The following is a 20,532-nucleotide window of genomic DNA, read 5'->3' on the forward strand; positions in this document are numbered from 1 at the left end:
GTGCAAGACGAGCGGGAAGGGGCCAGGCCAGCATACGGTCTACCGATCGGGCGACCTCGAATCCAACGGCCTCCTTCCCGCTCCCATCATAGCAACCATCCAACACACAGGAATCCATAGGCCCTCGCCGCTTCACCGGCGGCGAAGAACAGGCGAAACTCCGGTTCCCTTCGACACCGTATGGATGCTGGATCAAGTCCAGTATGACGTTGTTTTTGCTGGTCATTCGCGACGGATGCCCACATGGTTTGACAGTCTCGCCATGAGGAGCAGGCCTGGACATCGCTGCCTGACCGGCCGCATCCTCCGCCGCGATTGCTCACTGTCGCGACGGTTCAACCATGATCATCACCGTGACCGCCGAACCCGGAGCCCGGCAGGGCCTGCTCCGCTGGAACAGCCATGAAGCGCGCTGCGCGCTCGGCCGGTCGGGCGTCGCCGCCGTCAAGCGAGAAGGCGACGGCGTCACGCCGGTCGGGCTCTTCCCGCTGCGCCGGGCGCTCTATCGGCCGGACCGGGGCGCGCCGCCCGAAACCGCGCTGCCGGTCGCGCCCATCGGGCCGGAGGACGGCTGGTGCGACGATCCCGCCGATCCGGCCTACAATCGTCCCGTGGCGCTGCCCCATCCGGCGGGTCATGAGCGGATGTGGCGGGACGACCGGCTCTACGACATCGTCGTCGTGCTGGGCCACAATGACGACCCGCCGGTTCCCGGCCGGGGCAGCGCCATCTTCCTTCATGTCGCGCGGGAGGATCACGGGCCGACCGAGGGCTGCGTCGCCATGGCGCCCGACGATCTGCGCCGCCTTCTGGCCGATTGCCGCCCCGGCGACGCGATGGAGATCAGGCTTCCGGCCTGACCCTTTCGCCGAAGATCGCGCTGCCGACACGGACATGGGTCGCGCCGTGGCGGATCGCCGTCTCGTAGTCGCCGCTCATCCCCATGCTCAGGACCTTGAGGTCGGAGCGCGCCGCCAGCTCGGCCAGCAAGGCGAAATGCAGGGCCGGGTTCTCGTCGACCGGCGGGATGCACATCAGGCCCGCGACGGGCAGGCCGCATCCCTCCCGGCAGATCGCCAGAAGCTCCGGCAGGTCGGCCGGCATGACCCCCGCCTTCTGCGGCTCCTCGCCCGTATTCACCTGGATGAGGCAGTCCGGCCGCCGGCCCTGCTTCTCCATCTCAACCGCCAGCGCGCGGGCCAGCTTCGGCCGGTCCACCGTCTCGATCGCGTCGAACAGGGCCACCGCGTCGGCCGCCTTGTTGGTCTGCAGCGGGCCGATCAGATGCAGACGGACAGCCGGGAACTCCGCCTTCAGCGAACCCCACCTCTTCTGCGCCTCCTGCACCCGGTTCTCGCCATAGAGAAGGTGTCCGGCGGCCAGCGCGGCGCGCACCCGCTCCTCGGGCTGGACCTTGCTGACGGCGACCAGCGCCACACCGGCGGGGTCGCGCCCGGCCTCGGTCGCGGCCGCCGCGATGGCGGCGCGGATGCCGGCCAGATTCCGGGAGATTGCGTTATCGGGATCGGTGGAGATGCGAGTCATTCTCTGCTATCCAAGGGACGACATGGCTCGTGAGAGGGGGACCGGACCCGTGACCCAGAAGATCGACAGCTTCGCCGACATCCTGGCGCCGACAACGCCAGAGGAATTCTTCCAGGATATCCGGTACCAGAAACCCCTCCACGTGCAGGGCGCGGCCGACAAGTTCGCCTCCGTCATGTCGTGGGAGGCGCTGACGGCGCTGATCAACCAGACCACTATATGGTCGGCGGCGACCCTGCAACTGGTGCAGGACGGCCGCAAGCTGGAGCCGCCGGAATATTGCGTCCCCGGCGCCAACCGCGACGGCGCGCCGGTGATGGTTCCGGACATCGAGAAGGTGCGCGGCTGGCTGCGCCAGGGCGCGTCGATGGTCTGCAACGACATCGACCAGCTATCGCCCGGCATGAAGGCCGCCGCCGGGGCGCTGGAGCGGGCGCTGGGCTGCAAGGTCCAGGCGAACCTCTACTGCTCCTGGAAGGCCCATCAGGGCTTCGGCTCCCACTACGACACCCATGAGGTGTTCGCCATCCATGTCGCCGGGGAGAAGACCTGGAAGATCTACGGCAAGCACTTCGAGGACCCGATCAGCCACCCCTACTTCAAGACGTTCGGCCATGAGTTCCATGAGAAGCACAAGGGCGCGATCAGCCAGACGGTGAGCATGAAGCCGGGCGACCTGCTCTATATCCCGCGCGGCTGGTACCATGACGCGCTGGCGACGTCGGAGGCGACGATCCACGTAGCCTTCGGGGCGACAGGGCCGATCGGCCTCGACCTCTTCCCGATGTTGTTCGAACGCGCGGTGAAGGATCCGCTGTTCCGGACGAACCTTCCCGCCGGCGCCACGCTGGCCGATCATCTGGGCCAGCTCGGCGACCGACTGGCCGCCTATGTCCGGGAGGATGAGATGGCGGCCCAGACCGACGCCTTCATGAAGGGCTTCCGCTACTCGCGCGGTTTCATCACCGTGCCCGACGATGCGCTCGCCCGGACCTTCCGGCGCAATGAGGGCGGCATCAAGCTGGTGCGCCACAAGGGAGCGTGGGTGCTGACCGACGGCAAGCAGGGCGTGCCGATCCCGCCCGGACTGGACAAGCCGATCGCCTGGGCGCTCGACCGCCCGGCCTTCGAGGAATCCGACCTCGCCGCCGCCTTCCCCGCCCTGAAACCCCCGGCCCGCGCCAAGCTGCTCCAGGACCTGACCAACATGGGCGTCCTCCAGGCGGCCTGACGCCCGGACCTCATCCGAACCTAAGGGGCGGGCGGCGGCAGGGGCAGGGATGTCGTGGATTTGATCGATTCCAGGACGATGCTGGACCGGACATGCTGGACGCCCGGCACGCGCATCAGATGATCCATCAGGAAGCGTGAGAACCGCCGGAGGTCCGGCGCCACCACCCGCAGCAGATAGTCCGCGTCGCCCGTGGTCATGGCGCATTCCAGGATCTCCGGCGCGGCGGCCACCGCCTCGTGGAAGTCCGTCGCGGGATTGCGGCCATGCTTCTCCAGCGTCACGCTGACCAGCGCCGTCACCCCCAGCCCCACCGCCGCCGGATCGATCCGGGCCGTGTAGCCTTGAAGGATGCCCGCCTCCTCCAGCCGCTGGACGCGGCGGGAGCATTGGGAGGGCGACAGATGCACGACCTCCGACAGGGCGACGTTGGTGAGGCGGCCATCCTCCATCAGCGCCGTCAGGATACGCCGGTCGAAGGCGTCGAGATCGATGATTGGCGGATTCATGCGTCAGGTGCCTTGTCCATGCGCGAACCACGCGCAGCGCCCCCGATCCTAGCCCCAGAATGCACGGAGACTCCATCGCCTTCGGCGTACCCTTCGGGGAAGCAATTCATCATCACCCGCAGAATGAGGGAGGACGCGCCATGGCCTATGCCGGCCCCGCACGAATCGACGATGTGAACCCGATGGGCACGGACGGATTCGAATTCGTGGAATATACCGCGCCCGACCCCGCCATGCTGGGAACGCTGTTCGAAGGCATGGGATTCCGGGCGGTCGCGAAGCACCGGTCGAAGGATGTCACGCTCTACCGGCAGGGCGACATCAATTTCGTCGTCAATGCCGAACCCGACAGCTTCGCCCAGGCCTTCGCCAAGCTGCACGGCCCCAGCGCCTGCGCCATGGCGTTCCGCGTCGCCGACGCCCGCTACGCCTACAAGCGCGCGATCGAGCTTGGCGCGAAGCCGGTGGAAAGCCGTATCGGCCCGATGGAGTTGAACATCCCGGCGATCGAGGGGATCGGCGGCAGCCTGATCTATCTGGTCGACCGCTACGGCCCCGCCGGCTCCATCTACGATGTGGATTTCGAGCCTGTGGAGGGTGAGCCCGCCGTGCCCGAAGGCGTCGGCCTGACGTATGTCGACCATCTGACCCACAACGTCCATCGCGGCCGCATGGATGTCTGGGCGGATTTCTACACGCGGCTCTTCAATTTCCGCGAGATCCGTTATTTCGACATCGAGGGCAAGCTGACCGGGCTGAAATCCAAGGCGATGACCAGCCCGTGCGGCAAGATCCGCATCCCGATCAACGAATCCTCCGACGACAAGAGCCAGATCGAGGAATACCTCAAGGCCTACAAGGGCGAAGGCATCCAGCATATCGCGCTGGGCACCGACGACATCTACAAGACGGTCGAGGCTCTGCGGAAGATCGACGTTCGCTTCATGGACGCCCCGCCCGACACCTATTTCGAGATGCTGGAGGAACGGCTGCCGAACCATGGCGAGGACGTGCCGCGGCTGCGGAAGAACGGCCTTCTGGTCGACGGCGCGCCCGGCGGCGGGCTGCTGCTGCAGATCTTCACCCAGACCGTCATCGGCCCGATCTTCTTCGAGATCATCCAGAGGAAGGGCGACGAAGGGTTCGGCGAGGGCAATTTCCGGGCGCTGTTCGAATCGATCGAGCGCGACCAGATCAAGCGCGGCGTGCTGAGCGCCTGAGGCCCTTCCCCGGCCTGCTGATGAGGACGACGCCTGCCGCCGCGACCGCCATGCCGACCCAGGCGAGCGGCGGCATCGCCTCGCCGATCAGCAGCCACGCCAGGAGCGCCGCCGAGGGCGGCACGAGGTAGAAGAGCGCCGAAACGCGCGACGCCTCGCCATGGCGGATCATCGCCAGCAGGAGCGTGATCGCGATCAGCGAATTGCCGATGACCAGATAGGCCAGCGCGGCGATCATCTCGCCGGTCCAGTCGACGCGCATCGGCTCCAGCGCATAGGCCAGCGGCAGCGTCGCCAGCAGGCCGACCGCGTACTGGACGAAGTTCGCCGTCACCGGGTGATGGGTCGCGCCGAAGCGCTTCTCATAGAGCGTCGCGCCGGTGATCCCGAACAGCGCGCCGACCACGCACGCCATGGCGATGGCCGACGGCGTCTCGACCGTCGACTGCCCCAGTATGACGATCGCCGCGCCCGCGAATCCCAGCGCGAAGCCGATCCAGCGCCGCCCGCCGATGGCTTCTCCCACGAAGGCCGGCGCGAGCAACGCCACCAGGATCGGCTGCAAGGACACCACCAGCGCCAGCAGCCCGGCGGAGATGCCGAAGGCGAAGGCGGTGTAACAGAGCCCGAAATAGACAGCCTGGATCAGGAACCCGACCACCGCCAGATGCAGCCAGTCGCGCCCCCTCTTCGGAAGCGGCGGGCGCAGCCACGCGAAGAGCGGCAGCAGGACGGCGAGCACCAGCGCGTAGCGCAGCGCCAGGAAGGTGATCGGGTCGGCATGGGCGACGCCGATCTTGGCGACCGGGAAGCCGAGCGACCACAGCAGCAGGAACAGCGCCGGCGCGCCCCGCAGCCAGAGCGCCGTACGCTGATCGGGCTGCGCGCCGGGCGCGGATAGTTCCTGCTCATCCTTGAGAGCGTCGGGCATGCCTTACATTTCCTCACAGAACGTCATGCTGGAACAGGGACCGGAATGACCAAAAGGGAAAACCTCATGGTGAGCCTGTCGAACCATGCGTGCCCACACCTTTCGACGGGCTCAAGGTGAGGAAGAAAGGCGCATTTTCCCGCCAAAACGTCATGCCGGACCCCGATCCGGCATCCAGGCGCCTTGCCGCTGGAGGCATCCTCATCGGGTGGAGAGGGCCGAAACGGCGCGGCCCCTGGATTCCCGGTCAAGCCGGGAATGACCAACCAAGAGCTTGTCGAACCATGCGTGCCCACACCTTTCGACGGGCTCAAGGTGAGGAGGTGGCGGGCTCGGGATGAGGAGGAAGCCGAGAGGCGGTCAATCCCTCAGCAGCCGTGCATGATGAGCCACGTGATCGGCCATGAAGCTGGCGATGAAATAGTAGCTGTGGTCATAGCCTTCCTGACGGCGCACGGTCAGCGGTACGTCGGCCGTGTCGCAGGCGGCCTCCAGAAGCTCAGGCCGCAACTGTTCCTCCAGGAATTCGTCCGCCGTGCCCTGATCGACCAGGATCTCCGTCGACCAGCCGGAATGACCAACCAGCTCGCAGGCATCGTATTTCTTCCAGCCATTGCGGTCGCCGCCCAGATAGGCGGTGAAGGCCTTGCGCCCCCAGGGGCATTTGGAGGGCGCGGAGATCGGCGCGAAGGCGGAGATCGAGCGGTAGCGATCCGGATTGCGCAGGCCGCAGACCAGCGCGCCATGGCCGCCCATCGAATGGCCGAAGATGCCCTGCCGCGCCACGTCGCCGGGAAAATGGGTCGCCACCAGCGCCGGCAAATCCTCGGTCACATAGGAATACATCCTGTAAGCGTCCGACCACGGCTCCTGCGTCGCATCGACATAGAAGCCGGCGCCGGTCCCCAGATCGTAGCTCCCGTCCTCCCCCTCGATGCCGGCGTCGCGCGGGCTGGTGTCGGGAACGACGATCATCACCCCATGTTTAGCGGCATGGGCCTGGAACCCACCCTTGGCCACGACATTCTCCCAGGTGCAGGTGAGACCGGAGAGATATGTGAGGATCGGGACGGGCCCCTTGGCGGCCTGTGGCGGCGCATAGACAGCGACCTCCATCTCCGTCCCGGTGGCGGCCGATACGTGACGATAGACGCCCTGGACGCCGCCGAACGATTTCCATTCCTTCACGGTTTCCAAATCCGCGAACTCCCTGTCTTTGATTGCCGGGTCTTCGGTTTTGGGAAGGCGGCTAGAAGGTCACCACGGTACGGATCGACTTGCCTTCATGCATCAGGTCGAACGCGTCGTTGATGCGGTCCAGCGGCACCTTGTGGGTGATCAGATCGTCGATGTTGATCTTCCCGTCCATGTACCAGTCGACGATCTTCGGCACGTCGGTCCGCCCCCTGGCGCCGCCGAAGGCAGAGCCTTTCCAGACCCGCCCGGTGACGAGCTGGAAGGGCCGGGTGGCGATCTCCTGCCCCGCGCCGGCGACACCGATGATGACCGACACGCCCCAGCCCTTGTGGCAGCATTCCAGCGCCTGCCGCATCACCGTCGGATTGCCGATGCATTCGAAGGAGTAATCGGCGCCGCCCTTCGTCAGTTCCACCAGATGGCCGACGATGTCCTTGTCGCCCAGATCCTTCGGGTTGACGAAATGGGTCATGCCGAACTTCTCGGCCAGCGCCCGCTTCGACGGGTTGAGGTCGACGCCGACGATCATGTTCGCGCCGGCCAGGCGTGCGCCCTGGATCACGTTGAGGCCGATGCCGCCGAGGCCGAAGACAACCACGTTCGCCCCCGGCTCCACCTTCGCGGTCCAGATGACCGCCCCGATGCCGGTGGTGACGCCGCAGCCGATGTAGCAGACCTTGTCGAAGGGCGCGTCGGGGCGGATCTTCGCCAGCGCGATCTCCGGCAGGACGGTGAAATTGGCGAAGGTCGAGGTGCCCATATAGTGGTGGATCGGCTCGCCGCCGATCGAGAACCGGCTGGTGCCGTCGGGCATCAGGCCCCGGCCCTGCGTGGTCCTGATCTTCTGGCAGAGGTTGGTCTTCCGCGAGAGGCAGTATTCGCATTCCCGACATTCGGGCGTGTAGAGCGGGATGACATGGTCGCCCTTCTTCAGCGACGTGACGCCATGGCCGACATCGACCACGATTCCCGCCCCTTCATGGCCGAGGATGGCGGGAAAGAGGCCTTCCGGATCGTCGCCCGACAGCGTGTAGGCATCGGTATGGCAGACACCGGTCGCCTTGATCTCGACCAGCACCTCCCCTTCGCGCGGACCATCGAGCTGTACGGTCTCGATCGTCAGCGGCGCTCCGGCCTTGTGTGCGACGGCGGCGCGGACATCCATTTTCCCTGGTCTCCGTGTTGGTGCCTGATCCCTGAGGGGGACGTTAACATGCATACGCCGAAGGGAAACCCTCAGTCGGCCCAGATCCAGTCGTCGACCAGCCGCCGGGCGATCGAATCGCGGCGCGACAGGACGAAATCCGCCTCCCCGGCCACCGCGTCCGGCGGGACGGCGCGCAGGAAGCTTCGGTCGAACCAGCCGGCACCTTCCAGTTCCCCGTCGCGGAGGACGATATCGGTCGTCTCCGCGCAAGCGGTGAAGCCGATCATCAGCGATTGGGGAAAGGGCCAGGGCTGGGAGGAATGGTAGCGTACGTCCCCGACGCGTACGCCCGATTCCTCGAACACCTCGCGCATCACCGCCGCCTCCAGGCTCTCGCCCGGCTCCACGAATCCCGCGAGGGTCGAATGCATCCCCTTGGGCCAGATGGATTGCCGGCCCATGAGGCAGCGGTCGCCGTCATGGACCAGAACGATGACCGCCGGATCGGTGCGCGGGAAATGGTTTATGGCGCAGGCGGCGTTGGTGCAGCGGCGGACATGGCCGGCGTCGCCGCTTTCGGTTCGATGGCCGCAGACACCGCAGAAGCGGTGCCGCTGGTGCCACCACATGAGCCCGCGCGCATAGGCCAGCAGCGCGGCGTCCTCCCGGCCGAGGATCGGGCCGATGGCGCGCAGATCGACGAACAACCCCAGCGCCGCGAGACGCTCATGGGTAGCGGGTTCGGGCAATGCGCTGAGATCGGCCGCGAACCAGACACGCCCCCCCGATTCGCCTAGAAGCGCGATTTCCGACGCCAGCGGCCGCCACCAATCGTCCCGGCCCGAAAGCCGGGCGACATGCGGCGCCTCCCTTGGCCCGTCGATCAGGTTCTTGCCCTGCCAGACGGGCAGGATCACGGTTTCCGGGGCGGCGAGGCGTTCGGCGATCCAGGCGGGATCGCGGCGGCGCTCTGCGAGGCGGTCGAGCGTCGGATGATCATAGACATTGTGCGACATGGGCGGATTCTGCCCCGGCCGTCGGGTGCGGGCAACCCCCGGCTGGCGACCCTGCCGGCAACTCTCAGCGCGCGGCCTGCTTCTCCTCCCGGATCAGCCTTTCGCCTTCGGGGGTCGTCAGCGTCTCCCGCAGGGCCGCGACAACCTCGATATCGTATTTCTGGTCGTTGTCGGCCAGGATCGCCACCGCCGCCTCGGGAGAGATCGAGCCGCGATAGGACCTTGCCCGGATGCGCGCGCTGAACACGTCGACCGCGCCCAGAATGCGCGGCAGCAAGCCGATCTCCGTCCCCGTCAGGTTCCGGGGATAGCCGGTGCCGTCCAGCCTTTCATACATCTGGTAGATCGTGTCGTGCACCGGCAGGTCGAAATCGATGTCGCGCAGGACCGTGGAGGCGTGATCGATATGCGTCTGCATGATCGCGATCTCTTCTGGCGTCAGGCGGTCGGGCTTGGCGACGATCGCCCTGGGCACGAACAGCTTGCCGAGCTGGGCGAGGCTGGCGGAGATCTCCAGCGTCGAAAGCTCGTCCCGTCCGAGGCCCATCCGGCGGCCAACCAGCAGGCTGAATTCCTGCACCAGCCTGGCATGGCCGGCCAGGTAGGGATCGCTCAACTCCACCGTCCGGACCAGCGCGCGGATCGCCTGCTTCAGCGTCGCCTCGCGCCGCCGGCGCTGCTCCACCAATTCGGTCACGTCGCGGGCGACCGAGACGATGCCGTCGACCTGACCGTCGCCGTCTATGTCGCGGCGGAGCGGCACCTTGGAAATTTCCAGATAATGCAGGTTCCCGCCCAGATAGACCTGCTCCTCCACCGCCACGGCCGCGCCGGTCTCAAGCGCCGTGCGGTCGGACTGGGCCAGCCGCTGGGCGGTGGCGTGGCCGAACACGGCCGCGTCGTCCGATCCAATGATCCGGTCGACCGGCCGCTCCACTGCGCGGGCAAAGGCAGGGTTGACGTAGGTATAGGCCCCGTCGGGACGTTTCAGGCCGATATATTCGCGGATCGCGCCGTTGATGCCGTCCAGCAGCCGCCTCTGGGCGTCGATTCGCGCGGCGAGATCGCGATATTGCGTCGCCAGCGCCTTGTTGTGGCTGCTCTCCTGGAAGGACCAGACAGCGACCACCGCGCCGGTGATGACCAACACCGCGAGAGCGCCGATCAGCAGCACGATGTTCCGCGCCCGGTCCAGCGGCGCCAGCGCGATCGACCGGTCGATCTCCTGGACGACCAGCCAGGGCGTGGTCGAGACAGACGCCGCGACGGAGAAGACCTGGCCGCCGGAATCTTCTTCCGTCTCCTCCAGGCTGACGCTCGGCCGCTCCCCGAACGGCAGCGCGGCGGCGTCCCCAAGTTCGACCGAGATCACGTCGCGCACCGGCGGAATCTCCTCCGGCGTCAGCTCGACCGGACCTTCGGGGCCGCCGATCTGGAGGATGTGCGTGACCTCGCCATGCTCCGTCAGCGGCCGTGGGGCCAGGAAATCGGCGACGACACCGGTCACCGGCACGGTCATCAGGAAGGTCGCGGCCGGGGCCGGCTCCTGGTCGGGATCGGCCGGCTGCATCTCCAGGATCGGGCGGGCGATATCGAGCAGCAGTTCCTCTTCCGCCGCCGTCACCGGCGCGAAAACGGTCGCGCCGCTGTCCAGGATCCCCGCCGCAAGCGCCGACTGACCGGTCGACAGCGGGGGCGCTCCGCCGCTCGCCAGCAGGATGCGGCCGTCCGCGCCGATCACATAGGCGGCGGCGAGGCCGTTCTGGCGCACGAATTCGGTCATCACCTGCGCCATGTAGGGCGCCTGGGCGGAAAGCTGCGCCGCCAGCGGATCCTCGGGATCGACCATGCCGCTTTCCGTGGCGAACAGGCGGAACAGGTCGCTGTTGACCAACTGTGTTCCCAGTCGCGCAGTGCCGTCCATCCAGGTGTCGATCACCTCCGCCCGGCTTTCGGCCTGGAGGCTCAGCCGCTGCTGGAGCGTGCGATAGAGCTGCGCCTCCCGCTGGCCGAGGATCGAGATCCCGATGGCGGCAACGGCCACGGTCGTCAGGATCAGGACGGCCAGGATGCCCAGAACGAAGCGGGCGCGGCGCGGCGCGGGGGTCGAGCGCGGGATATCGACCAGAAGATCGCTCAGATCGGGCGTCGTCATTGTGGCGCTCCTGTTCCCGCTGCCCGGGCATAATAGAGAGACCGGATTTCCGGCACGACGATATGAGCCCAGCGCGTGGTCTCATTGACGGAGTATTGCGGAATATACTGCGTGATCTGGGTGTCGTTCAAAACGACGCTGAACAGGCTGTCCAGGATCAGGTTCTCGCCCTCCAGCTGCACGGCGACCACCGCATGGGCGACGTTCCGCAGGCTGTCCTCCAGCACCACGATCCGCATCTGATCGTTGGTGAAGCCCAGCTCCAGCAGGCTGACGAACTTCATGATCGCGAAATCCTCGCAATCCCCGGCATTGTCCATGAACTCCAGCGGCGAGGCCCAATAGTCGCTGGCGCCGTAATTGTCCGAATCCTCCAGATAGGGGACGATCTCGTTGACGAAGACGTTGATCTCGTTGATCTGGGTCAACGGGAATCGGCCCTGGAGGGAGCGTATCTTCGACCGCCAGGCGATCATCAGCGGCGATTCGCACGCCGCGATGTCCTCGTCGCAGCGGCGATAGGCGTCGCGCTCCGCCTCGATCCGCTCAAGGACGCTCTGCCATTGGGGGATGCCCTCCGGCGATCCGCCCCGGAATTCCAGCGATCCGAACAGCCCGCCCGCAGGAGCCTGGGCGGGCGCCGGGGTATGGGCCGGCGCGGCAACAGGCGTGACGGGAGCGGCGGTTTCCTGCGCGACCGACGGCGCGGCGGCGATAGCGGTCGCCATGGCGGCGACGGCGCCGATCGCGCGGACGAGACGCTTGTGTCCCCGGTCCGGTCCGGCGCGGCCTGGAAGGCGCGTCAACACCACCGCAATCTCCTGCATCACCGTTCGCGCAAGGCTTCGCTTCGCGCCTTGTTCAATGGCTTCAAGAGATAGTCCAGAATACTTTTCTCACCCGTTAAGATATCCACGGTGGCGATCATGCCGGGGATGATCGGCAGGGGATTCTCCTCGGTGCCCAGCGTGTTGCGCTCCGTCCGCACGGTGACGTGGTAGAAGCTCTCCCCCGTCTCCTCGTCCAGGATGGTGTCGGCGCTGATGCGCTCGATCTCGCCCTTCAGCCCGCCATAGATCGAATAGTCGTAGGCCGTCAGCTTGACCGTCGCGACCTGTCCGGGACGGATGAAGGCGACGTCGCTCGGCCGGATGCGCGCCTCCACCCTCAACGTATCCTCCACGGGCACGATCTCGACCATGCTGGCTCCCGGCTGGACCACCTGCCCGACCGTGGACACGCTGACCGTGTTGACGATGCCGGTCACCGGCGCGCGGACATTGGCGCGGGTCACGCGCGCGGTCGCTGCCGTCAGGCTCTGCTGGATGACCGCCAGCTCGCCGCGCCGCTGGTTCAGCTCGAACTGGGCCTCCGACCGGAAGGTCAGGAACTGGTCCTCGATCTTCTCATAGGCCTCGCGGATCGCCGATTCCGCCCGCGGGATCGCCAGCCGCGCGGCTTCGAGCTGGCCGCGCAGATCGTTCACCTCCCGCCGCAGGCCCAGGATCTCGACCTGCGGCACCACGCCGGTCTGGGCGAGCGGCAGGTAGATGTTCAGTTCCTGCTGCGCCAGGCTGAGGCTGCTTTCGGCCTGATCCGCCTCGTTCTGCAACTCCTGCAGCTCCTGCTCCCGCTGCCCAGCCTGCTGGCGCAGGATGGAAAGTTGGTTCTCCAGCGTCGCCTGCCGCGCCTGGAAAAGGTCGATCTGGCCGGCGGCGACCTCCGGCGCTTCCTCCATCAATTCCGGCGGGAAGGTAAGCTCCGTCGCGCCGGAGACCTCCGCCTCCAGCCGGGCCATCTGGGCCGCGAGCGACATGCGCTGCGCCTCCAGCTCGCCCCTTGAGGAGGCGAAGCCGGTATCGTCGATGCGCAGCAGGATCTCTCCTTCCTCGACCAGCTGGCCCTCATCGACCAGGATTTCCTGGATGATGCCGCCCTCCAGGGACTGCACGACCTGGATCTCGCTGGACGGGATCACCTTGCCCTCGCCGCGCGTCACCTCGTCGACCATCGCCCGGTCGGCCCAGAAGATCGCGGCCGCCAGCATGGCGACGATGGTGAACAGGAAGATGCGGAGGCTGAGCCGGGGACCCTGATGGACCGCCGCCTGGACTTCCGTGGCGAAGTCGAAATCGCCCCACTTCTTGGCGATGCTCATGACGCCAGCTCACGTTTCGGATCGGGAACGGCCTCGCCCTCGCCGGCCTCGTCGGCGGCCGTCGTCTGGCGGCGCGGGACGGGGTTGCCGCGCAGCGCCTGCAGCACCTGGTCGCGCGGGCCATCGGCGACGATCTTGCCGCGATCCAGCACGATCAGCCGGTCGATGACGCGCAGCATGCTCATCCGGTGGGTGGTCAGAAGCAGCGTCCGCCCGTCCAGCACCCCGGACAGCCGGTTGATGAAATTCTGCTCCGACGAATTGTCCATGGCGCTGGTCGGCTCGTCCAGCATCAGGATCTGCGGGTCCGTCAGCAGCGCGCGGGCCAGCGCGATCGACTGGCGCTGGCCGCCGGAAAGATACTGGCCGCGCTCCCCGACCTGAAGGTTGTAGCCCTGCGGATGGCTGCCGACGAAATCGTCGACCCCGGCCAGCCGCGCCGCCCGCAGGATCATCGAATCGTCGGCCTGGGGCGCGCCCAGCGCGATATTGTCCCGGACCGAGCCGAAGAACAGCGTCACATCCTGCATCACGAAGCCGACGCCCCGCCGGATGTCCGACGGGTGGTACTGGCGCAAATCGATCCCGTCCATCAGCACCGCGCCGCCGGTCGGTTCGTAGAGGTTTATCAGCAGCCGCCCGATCGTGGTCTTGCCGGACCCGACGCGGCCGATGATGCCGACCCGCTCCCCGGGCTTGACCTTGAACGACACCTGGTCCAGCGCCGGGACGCCGGCGTCGGGGTAGGCGAAGTTGACATTCTGGAATTCGAACCCGCCTTCCTGGATCGGCCGGCTGACGAACCGGCGGTCGCTCGGCCGTTCGACCGGCATCTCCATCAGCCGGTTCAGCGTGCCCAGCGCCACCACCGACTGGTGATAGCGCGACAGCGTGTTGGCGACGCCGCCCAAGGGCGCGACGGCGCGGCCGCCCAGCATCACGGCGGCCACGATCGCGCCCATCGTCATCAGCCCCTCGCTGACCAGATAGACGCCCAGGATCACCGTCGCCACCGTGACGAACTGCTGGGTCATGGTGGTGAAGTTGCTGCCCAGCGTGGAATAGAAGCGCGATTTCTGGCTGGTGCGGGAGGTCGCGCCGACGAAGGATTCCCACGCCCGCTGCATGCGGCCTTCGGCGCCGACGCTCTTGATCGTGTCCAGCGAACTCACCGTCTCGATCAGGATCGCATGTTTCTGCGCCGCCTCGTGCTGGGTCTTGCGGACCGCGCTGTTGAGCGGGAACTGGATCAGCAGCCCGCCCGTAAGCGCGACGATGACGGCGATCGTCGGCACCCAGGCCAGCGGGCCGGCGATCATGAAGATCACGAAGATGAACAGGCCGATGAACAGGAGGTCGGTGAGGGTCACCAGCGTCGCGGAGGTGAAGAAGTCGCGCACCGTTTCGAATTCGCGCAGATGGTTGGCGAAGGCCCCGGTGGAAGCGGGCCGCGCCTTCATCTGGATGTTCAGCACTTGTTCGAACAACCGGCCCGCGAGCAGCACGTCGGCCCTCCGGCCGGCGGTGTCGATCAGCGCGCTGCGCAGGCTGCGCAGCAGGAAATCAAAGAGGAGCGCGATGCCCATGCCCGACGCCAGCACCCAGAGGGTGGAGAAGGCCTGGTTGGGCAGCACGCGGTCATAGACGTTCATGACGAAGAGCGGGGAAGCCAGCGCCAGCATGTTGACGGCGGCCGCCGCCACGATGACCTCCAGATAGGACGGCCAGAGCCGGGCGAGCGTGCCCCAGAACCAGGATTTCGGGCGCGGCAGATCCTCGCCGTCGGTGCGCCCGTCGAAGCGGTATTCCGGCCGGACGAAAAGCGCGAAGCCGGTATAGTCGGCCGCCAGTTCCGGCAGGGATATCCGGCTGCGCCCTTCGCCCGATTCGGTCAGGACGATCTCTGCCTCGCCCTTCTTCGGCAGGGCGGTCAGGACGCAGGCCCGGTGGCCCTTCAGCAGTAGGATCGCGGGCAGCACCAGCGGCGTGATCTGGTCCAGCGGGCGCTTGACGAGCTGGGCGCTCAACCCCGCGCGGGCGGCTGCGCGGACGAACAGGGAGGGCGAAAGGTTGCCGCCGGTGAGCGGCAGGCCGGAGACCAGCGCGTCGCGCGACATCGGGCGGTCGAAATGCTTGGTCAGCGTGACCAGCGCGGCGAGCAGCGGGTCGATGCGGCTGGCTTCCAACTCACCGGGCTGGAGCGACCATTCTTCTTCTTCGTTCCGACCTAGCATGCTGACTCTCTGACCCGAGGGACCCGGCGGGTTCTCTCAAATTTACCTTAATGGACCGTGAATGCGGCAGCCGCCACGCCCCCAATCTCCCTCGGCCCTCACCCTTGCAGATGCAGGCGGGTGATCGCCCAGAACATTCCGACGATGATCAGGAGCAGGAACGGCGTCAGGAACGCGCCGATACCGGTCCAGGCATAGACGTCAAACAGGGTCGCCCACCAGTTCCAGGCCTGCGCCACCGCCGCCCCGGCCGCGTCCGCCGCGCCGGAGGCCGCCAGATCGTCGATCAGGCCGTCGGCGAAGGCGACGGCGCTCCCCCAGGCTGCGGCGACCCACGCGGTCGCCTGGTCGATCAGATCCTGCATCGGTTTCCTCTTCCGGACATGACGCCATGATGCCGCGACAAGGTTAACGGACGCCAAATGACGGCCGCTGCGTCGAAAGGCGGACTATCGGTCGGGAAGGATATCGGGAGACGCCTGGTCAGATCGGCGTGACCGTCAGGTCGCCTTCGTAATAGAGCGTCATCCCGCTCTCGAAGCGCACGAAATGGAAGCCCTCGACATCGATTCCGCTCGCCGTGACATGGGCGTCGGCCACGCCGGTGCCCAGCACGGGCGCGCTGGAGGCGACTTCGATGGAAGCGTTCTCGGGCGGCGACAGGACGACCTCCCGCCCCTCGTCGGGCAGCAGGTCCTCCAGCGACAGCGACCATATCTCCGGCGAGACGAACGGTTCCGCCTCCGGCGCCGGCCCCGGATGCGGCATAGCCTCCGGCGCGGCGAACGAACCGGTGTCGATCACGTCGACAACGATATCATCGATCAGATTACGATCGCCCATGCCCTTAGACTCACCCTGGAATCCGAAACCCGCGAATGACTTCAAACGATAAAGCTAAAATGCCCGTTTCTTAAGGAGTCCGCAAGGAATCGTTGGATTCGAGGCGGGACCGCAGTTAGCACAGGTCGCAAGGCCGGTGATCGGATCGACCAGGACGAGGATTTGCTCGGTCTCCAGCTTGTCCGCCTTGGTTTTCCAGATTTTGCGGTTGAACCGATACTCGCCCTTATAGATCGTGTTGGCGACGTGCTTATGCAGCGGCCCGATGCCCCAGCGAACGCCACGGCGGGTGCGGTGGCCGTGGCATTGAGCCAGGCGGCGACAGCCTTCACGCCCATCGGCCCGCCCGTGCCGTCGCCTTCTAGGAACAACCGGAAGATCAGTCGGTACGGCATTGTTGGTGCGCGATGGCGCCTCACATCCAAGCTGGGGGATAGGGGCTAACGATTTTTTCTAAGTCATTTTCTTCGTCAAGCAGTGCGGCACTGCCGTACAATACTAAGAATTGAAAGCAATGAGTATGAACAACGAAGAAGATATACCGCCGGAACTGGCCGACCTGTTATCGCGGATGGCGCTTCCCGACACGCCGCTTGCCTCTGCGGGGAGTGCATCCGGCCAGCTTGATTTGATACGCACCTGGAAGAGATCTCAGGCTACCGCCGTCGTTGCAGGGCTTCAAACCGATCTGCGCTACCATGCCCATGTGATCCGGTTGGACTGGCTGCAACGGCTTGTGATCGCACAAGCTGATGGGCGGAAAAAGGTGAAGCGCAAAGACCTCTCACAAATGTTGAATGGAGGGATGAGCGCGGCTGGCGTCACTTTGATGGAAGACGGCATCGAAGGCTTCTTCGTAGAGTCCGTCCCGACTCAGAGAGGCGACGCTCTAATATTCGAAGGGCATTGGGAAGGTGCCGCCCAATACACTGAAACCGTAGTGCGCGCTTTCGAGGGGCTTCCCGAAGACCCGCTCAAATCTGCTGCGCTCAACACAGCATACGCTCTACTCCGGCTAAGCACCGCGCTGGTAGTCCGAAGTGGACTGCATCGTCGTTCGCTCAGCGCTGGCGAACCCAAGGGCGTCATCGCTCCCCCGTCAGACGAGGTCTTGCAACGGCTTGCTCGTCGCGTTCGTTTCACCGTCTCCGAACTGGAGACGCTAGGAATATCGCTGGCGGATTTGCAACCATATATTTTGCAGCCCGACCAGTATGCCGAAGTACACAGATCACCGCCAGGCGGCAGTGCTCTCGACTATTTTCCACTGCTTGAAGTGGATGGCGGAATTATCGTCGCCAGTCCAGGTACAATGTCGCTGGCCGTCCGAGCGACGCTACTCGATACGGCAAATCGGGGTGGTGTTGGCGATGCCCTCACTTCATACATGGCCGAGGTCCAAGAAGGCTTTGCCGTTTCAACTGGGTTCTTTCCCGGATCAGAACTTCGGCTCGGTCCGCTTGATAGGCACAACCTGCGCGCAACCGTCATTGGTATTGCGCCGGGCCGCTATCTCCATGTCGTGCAGGTGCTCCCTGATCTCGTCCAGTTTGCGATGGGCGGATTTGGCGGGAGGGCCGCGCTCAAGCCCGGAACTGACGCCGCGATTGTTGATGAGGTGACCCGTTTTTGGACATTTCTCGCATCGCAGCCGGATAACCGGGAAAGTCTTACGGTTATCCTGCTTTCAGGTTGGGGCGGCACGATCGCGGTAAACCCCCAAATCGACGAGAATATAGCGCCATCTACCTGGCAGTTCATTCCTGTATCATTTGCCGATGCAGCGACCATGGGTGCATGCGAAGACGGGAAGCTGCGTGATCTCAGGAGAATATGCGATCAGTTGATCATCCTCGAACAGGCGGGGTATCAGGTTCAGAGCATGAACGGGTCGATCAATCTGTTCGGCAATTGGCGCACCACTGGGGGCAACTTCGTTCCCGAGCATTGGGACGCCGACCCACCTGCATTCCTCTATTTGCCGCTAGACGATCTTCTAAAGGTCCGCGCAGAAGGGGAAGAGAACCGTGACGTCCGTTCTGTCCCACGGCCCGATGGCACCTTTGAGGTCGTTCAGCGCTCTGAGTGGGGTCAGCATGCGCCACTAAAACCGATCTATGGTAGTTTTCGCGCCATCGCCGAGGGCCGCCTTGCTGGCGTGATCACCCTCCAAGACCGGACATGGTGGGTTGAAGCCGTCGCGGCAAGCGAAAGCCGAGCGGTTCGCAAATGGCAGTACCAGATTTGGAACTCCGTCCTGCAATGGCTCGGAGCTTCGGCTGCGGGACTGATTTCCGCTTTCGGAGCAGAGCTTGCTCCCGCTTCCTGCGAAGTTCGGGTCGTATTGTCCGGGGTCGGTGAGCCTGAATTCGGGGATGAGGAACCGACAGGTGCACCGCTGGACCACATTGTCTTGACGCAAGCGCCCGATGGGGTCCGCGAGGTCCAAATCAACCAAGGCTGGCTTTACTTCCTCAAGCGAGCCGAGAATCACGCCGAGCTTGCGCTTGCGACTGCTGTTGTAATGCAAATTGCCGCTGCAAGCGGTGGCAATCTGAGTGTGGAAGACATCGAAGCCCAAATTAGAATCGCCATTCCGTCCACCGATTGGCGATATCTTCATGCGCAGAAAGTGAAATATCCACTGGACCGCCTGGCGGCGCTAGGCATCTTCCCTCAATTCAGACGCATCCCAAAATCGGCTGCGTCTTTGGTTCGTTGTGGCACTGTATGGAGGTTTTGGGACCGGACGAAGGGGCGCGAGCTTAATGACGAAGAACAGTGCCGCGACTTTCTGACCGCTTACTACGACTTCATTCTCACTGAGCTGATCGACCAAATTCGTCTGTTCAATCGCGAAGCGCTTCTGAAACTTGCGGCCACTCGTTATGTGTCCGCCCGGCTGGAACACGACCTATGGAAGCGGACTATCCGCGCGATGCGGTCCATACATGGCAGCGAAATTGACGCCGACGCTTTGCAGCGCATTTCTGAGTTCAACGCCGTTCAACGCGCAGCGAAAACAATATGCGAGATTGGCGCTTGCGAGGCGACGGCGGAAGGTGGCGCGAAGCCCGCGCACGAAGACCTCGACGAAATGTTCGCGCGTGCGCTTCTGATCTTCGGGAACGGCCAGCTATATGCGACAATACGCGGAGGCCTCGTTAAGCCCCATCTCAAGATCAGCCCAGCAGGCGACTTGCTCAGCGACCGATCGGTGTTCGAGAAGACTTTCGTACCTTCGAGTCAGCGGGCGCACACCAAAGCACTCAATGAAGCATCCAACGACTACCTCACGCGCTTTGAACCGGATGAGAAGCAGCCGGAAGACCTTCCTTGGAGCGCCGAATTCAAAAATGCCGTTTCCGCTGAGTTCAATTGCTCTCCCGAAGCGTTTGTCGATCTTCAACTAGCCCTGATTCAGCTTTGCGAGTCCTTAGGTAAAGGCATCCTGGTCATGCGGCGGTCCGAGTTGGCATCGTCGGTGACGGCGAACGAACAATTTCCCGACTGTAATATCTCGCTGCTGCTGGAGCGCCTGACCTTGCCGAGACGGGATGACTGGAAGGCTCGTCCCGAAGAATACAGCAACCGCGATCTGGAGCTTTGGCGATTTGATCGCAGGTATTCCCTCATCAATCGCCCGCTACTCGCCATCACAAGCGACCCCGATCCAATGCTCGTCGTATCTCCGGCCTTCGTGAGTGACGCCACGGTGTACCAAGTGGGCGGCATGCACTACGCGACCGTGCATAATGACGTCTTCTGGGATTCGAAAGAAGCGAGCGCTTACGCGGGGCAGCGGGCCAAAGAAATTGGCGCCGAATTTGAGGACAAGGTCGCCAGCGTTCTCAATAATGTGGGATTTGTCGCAAGACCCCGTCAGAAAGTCACCGCTCTTCTTGAAGATGCCGTGGAGGGAGATTTAGGCGACGTTGATGTCTTTGCGATTGCTCCGACACGTACCGACGTTTTTGTTATAGAAGCAAAGAACCTGAAGCTCTGTCGCACTGAAGCCGAAGTGGCAGCTCGAATGACGGACTATGCGGGAAAAATGCGGCAAGATTCAAAAGGCCGTGAAAAGCCGGACAAGCTGCTCCGGCACATCCGGCGCGTTCAATATCTTCGCGAAAATGCTCAGAGACTTTGGAAGCGTCTGGGGCTACCAGAACAGCCTCGGATTCACGGCCTCATGGTAGTGGACGCTCCACAGCCCATGAATTTCTACATGCTTGAGGAAACCCCGGACGCCCATTCTTGCCCGCTCGGCGACCTGATCGAAACAGCAAACCGCATGATGCAGGATCAAGATTCCATCGCAAATACAGCGATATAGCGGTTCCCAG

16 protein-coding genes are annotated in these 20,532 nt (G+C 64.7%); 4 read left to right on the forward strand and 12 right to left on the reverse strand.

Translation table 11 applies throughout. From position 1 onward, the window contains the following. Positions 1-341 precede the first annotated feature (341 nt). On the forward strand, positions 342-860 hold the full coding sequence (locus tag AAFN89_RS14790) for a L,D-transpeptidase family protein (protein ID WP_347539851.1): 519 nt from the start codon (positions 342-344) through the stop codon (positions 858-860). Here AAFN89_RS14790 and AAFN89_RS14795 read toward each other — a convergent pair. After that, positions 844-1,545, reverse strand: coding sequence for a YggS family pyridoxal phosphate-dependent enzyme (locus tag AAFN89_RS14795; RefSeq protein ID WP_347539852.1), 702 nt, complete (start codon positions 1,543-1,545; stop codon positions 844-846). The two genes, AAFN89_RS14790 and AAFN89_RS14795, sit on opposite strands and share 17 nt — an antisense overlap. Before the next feature lie 49 nt (positions 1,546-1,594). On the opposite strand from AAFN89_RS14795, the gene AAFN89_RS14800 reads away from it, so the two are divergent. Beyond that, positions 1,595-2,776: a cupin domain-containing protein gene (locus AAFN89_RS14800; protein WP_347539853.1), complete on the forward strand. Its 1,182-nt coding sequence runs from the start codon at positions 1,595-1,597 to the stop codon at positions 2,774-2,776. A gap of 20 nt (positions 2,777-2,796) precedes the next feature. Here the strand turns inward: AAFN89_RS14800 and AAFN89_RS14805 are convergent, their stop codons facing one another. Further along, positions 2,797-3,285: an Lrp/AsnC family transcriptional regulator gene (locus AAFN89_RS14805; protein ID WP_347539854.1), complete on the reverse strand. Its 489-nt coding sequence runs from the start codon at positions 3,283-3,285 to the stop codon at positions 2,797-2,799. A gap of 140 nt (positions 3,286-3,425) precedes the next feature. Here AAFN89_RS14805 and hppD point away from each other — a divergent pair, with 140 nt between their 5' ends. Further along, on the forward strand, positions 3,426-4,505 hold the full coding sequence (hppD, locus tag AAFN89_RS14810; protein ID WP_347539855.1) for a 4-hydroxyphenylpyruvate dioxygenase: 1,080 nt from the start codon (positions 3,426-3,428) through the stop codon (positions 4,503-4,505). On the opposite strand, the gene AAFN89_RS14815 is transcribed toward hppD, so the two are convergent. The 10 genes from AAFN89_RS14815 to AAFN89_RS14860 all read right to left on the reverse strand — a co-directional run bounded on the left by AAFN89_RS14815 (position 4,480) and on the right by AAFN89_RS14860 (position 16,186). Then, a complete protein-coding gene (locus tag AAFN89_RS14815) occupies positions 4,480-5,436 on the reverse strand; it encodes a DMT family transporter (RefSeq protein WP_347539856.1) in 957 nt (318 codons plus the stop codon). The genes hppD and AAFN89_RS14815 overlap by 26 nt on opposite strands. Before the next feature lie 360 nt (positions 5,437-5,796). Further along, complete coding sequence (fghA, locus tag AAFN89_RS14820; RefSeq protein ID WP_347539857.1) at positions 5,797-6,633, reverse strand: S-formylglutathione hydrolase; 837 nt, start codon at positions 6,631-6,633, stop codon at positions 5,797-5,799. 52 nt (positions 6,634-6,685) lie between these two features. Further along, on the reverse strand, positions 6,686-7,798 hold the full coding sequence (locus AAFN89_RS14825; RefSeq protein WP_347539858.1) for an S-(hydroxymethyl)glutathione dehydrogenase/class III alcohol dehydrogenase: 1,113 nt from the start codon (positions 7,796-7,798) through the stop codon (positions 6,686-6,688). Positions 7,799-7,869: 71 nt separating this feature from the next. Beyond that, positions 7,870-8,796, reverse strand: coding sequence for an NAD(+) diphosphatase (nudC, locus tag AAFN89_RS14830; RefSeq protein WP_347539859.1), 927 nt, complete (start codon positions 8,794-8,796; stop codon positions 7,870-7,872). A gap of 64 nt (positions 8,797-8,860) precedes the next feature. Next, the gene (locus tag AAFN89_RS14835; protein ID WP_347539860.1) at positions 8,861-10,951 is read right to left on the reverse strand and encodes an HD domain-containing phosphohydrolase; all 2,091 of its coding nucleotides are present in this window, start codon (positions 10,949-10,951) and stop codon (positions 8,861-8,863) included. After that, positions 10,948-11,757, reverse strand: coding sequence for a transglutaminase-like cysteine peptidase (locus AAFN89_RS14840; protein WP_347539861.1), 810 nt, complete (start codon positions 11,755-11,757; stop codon positions 10,948-10,950). Before AAFN89_RS14840 ends, AAFN89_RS14835 begins: the two co-directional genes overlap by 4 nt. Positions 11,758-11,777: 20 nt before the next feature. After that, entirely contained in the window at positions 11,778-13,109 is a 1,332-nt protein-coding gene (locus AAFN89_RS14845; RefSeq protein ID WP_347539862.1) for an HlyD family type I secretion periplasmic adaptor subunit, read from the reverse strand. Further along, positions 13,106-15,343: a type I secretion system permease/ATPase gene (locus tag AAFN89_RS14850; protein WP_347539863.1), complete on the reverse strand. Its 2,238-nt coding sequence runs from the start codon at positions 15,341-15,343 to the stop codon at positions 13,106-13,108. The genes AAFN89_RS14845 and AAFN89_RS14850 overlap by 4 nt, the downstream gene beginning before the upstream one ends. Positions 15,344-15,441: 98 nt before the next feature. After that, positions 15,442-15,708 (reverse strand): hypothetical protein, encoded by a 267-nt coding sequence (locus AAFN89_RS14855; RefSeq protein WP_347539864.1) that lies wholly within the window; start codon positions 15,706-15,708, stop codon positions 15,442-15,444. Between the two features lie 118 nt (positions 15,709-15,826). Next, positions 15,827-16,186 carry a hypothetical protein gene (locus AAFN89_RS14860; protein ID WP_347539865.1) on the reverse strand — a complete coding sequence of 120 codons (360 nt, stop codon included), beginning with the start codon at positions 16,184-16,186 and terminating at the stop codon, positions 15,827-15,829. Positions 16,187-16,706: 520 nt separating this feature from the next. Between AAFN89_RS14860 and AAFN89_RS14865 the strand changes: the two genes are divergently transcribed. Continuing rightward, the gene (locus AAFN89_RS14865; protein ID WP_347539866.1) at positions 16,707-20,522 is read left to right on the forward strand and encodes a hypothetical protein; all 3,816 of its coding nucleotides are present in this window, start codon (positions 16,707-16,709) and stop codon (positions 20,520-20,522) included. The last annotated feature ends 10 nt before the right edge of the window (positions 20,523-20,532 follow it).

The organism is Inquilinus sp. CAU 1745 (assembly GCF_039839375.1).
Lineage (GTDB): Bacteria > Pseudomonadota > Alphaproteobacteria > DSM-16000 > Inquilinaceae > JBDOQU01.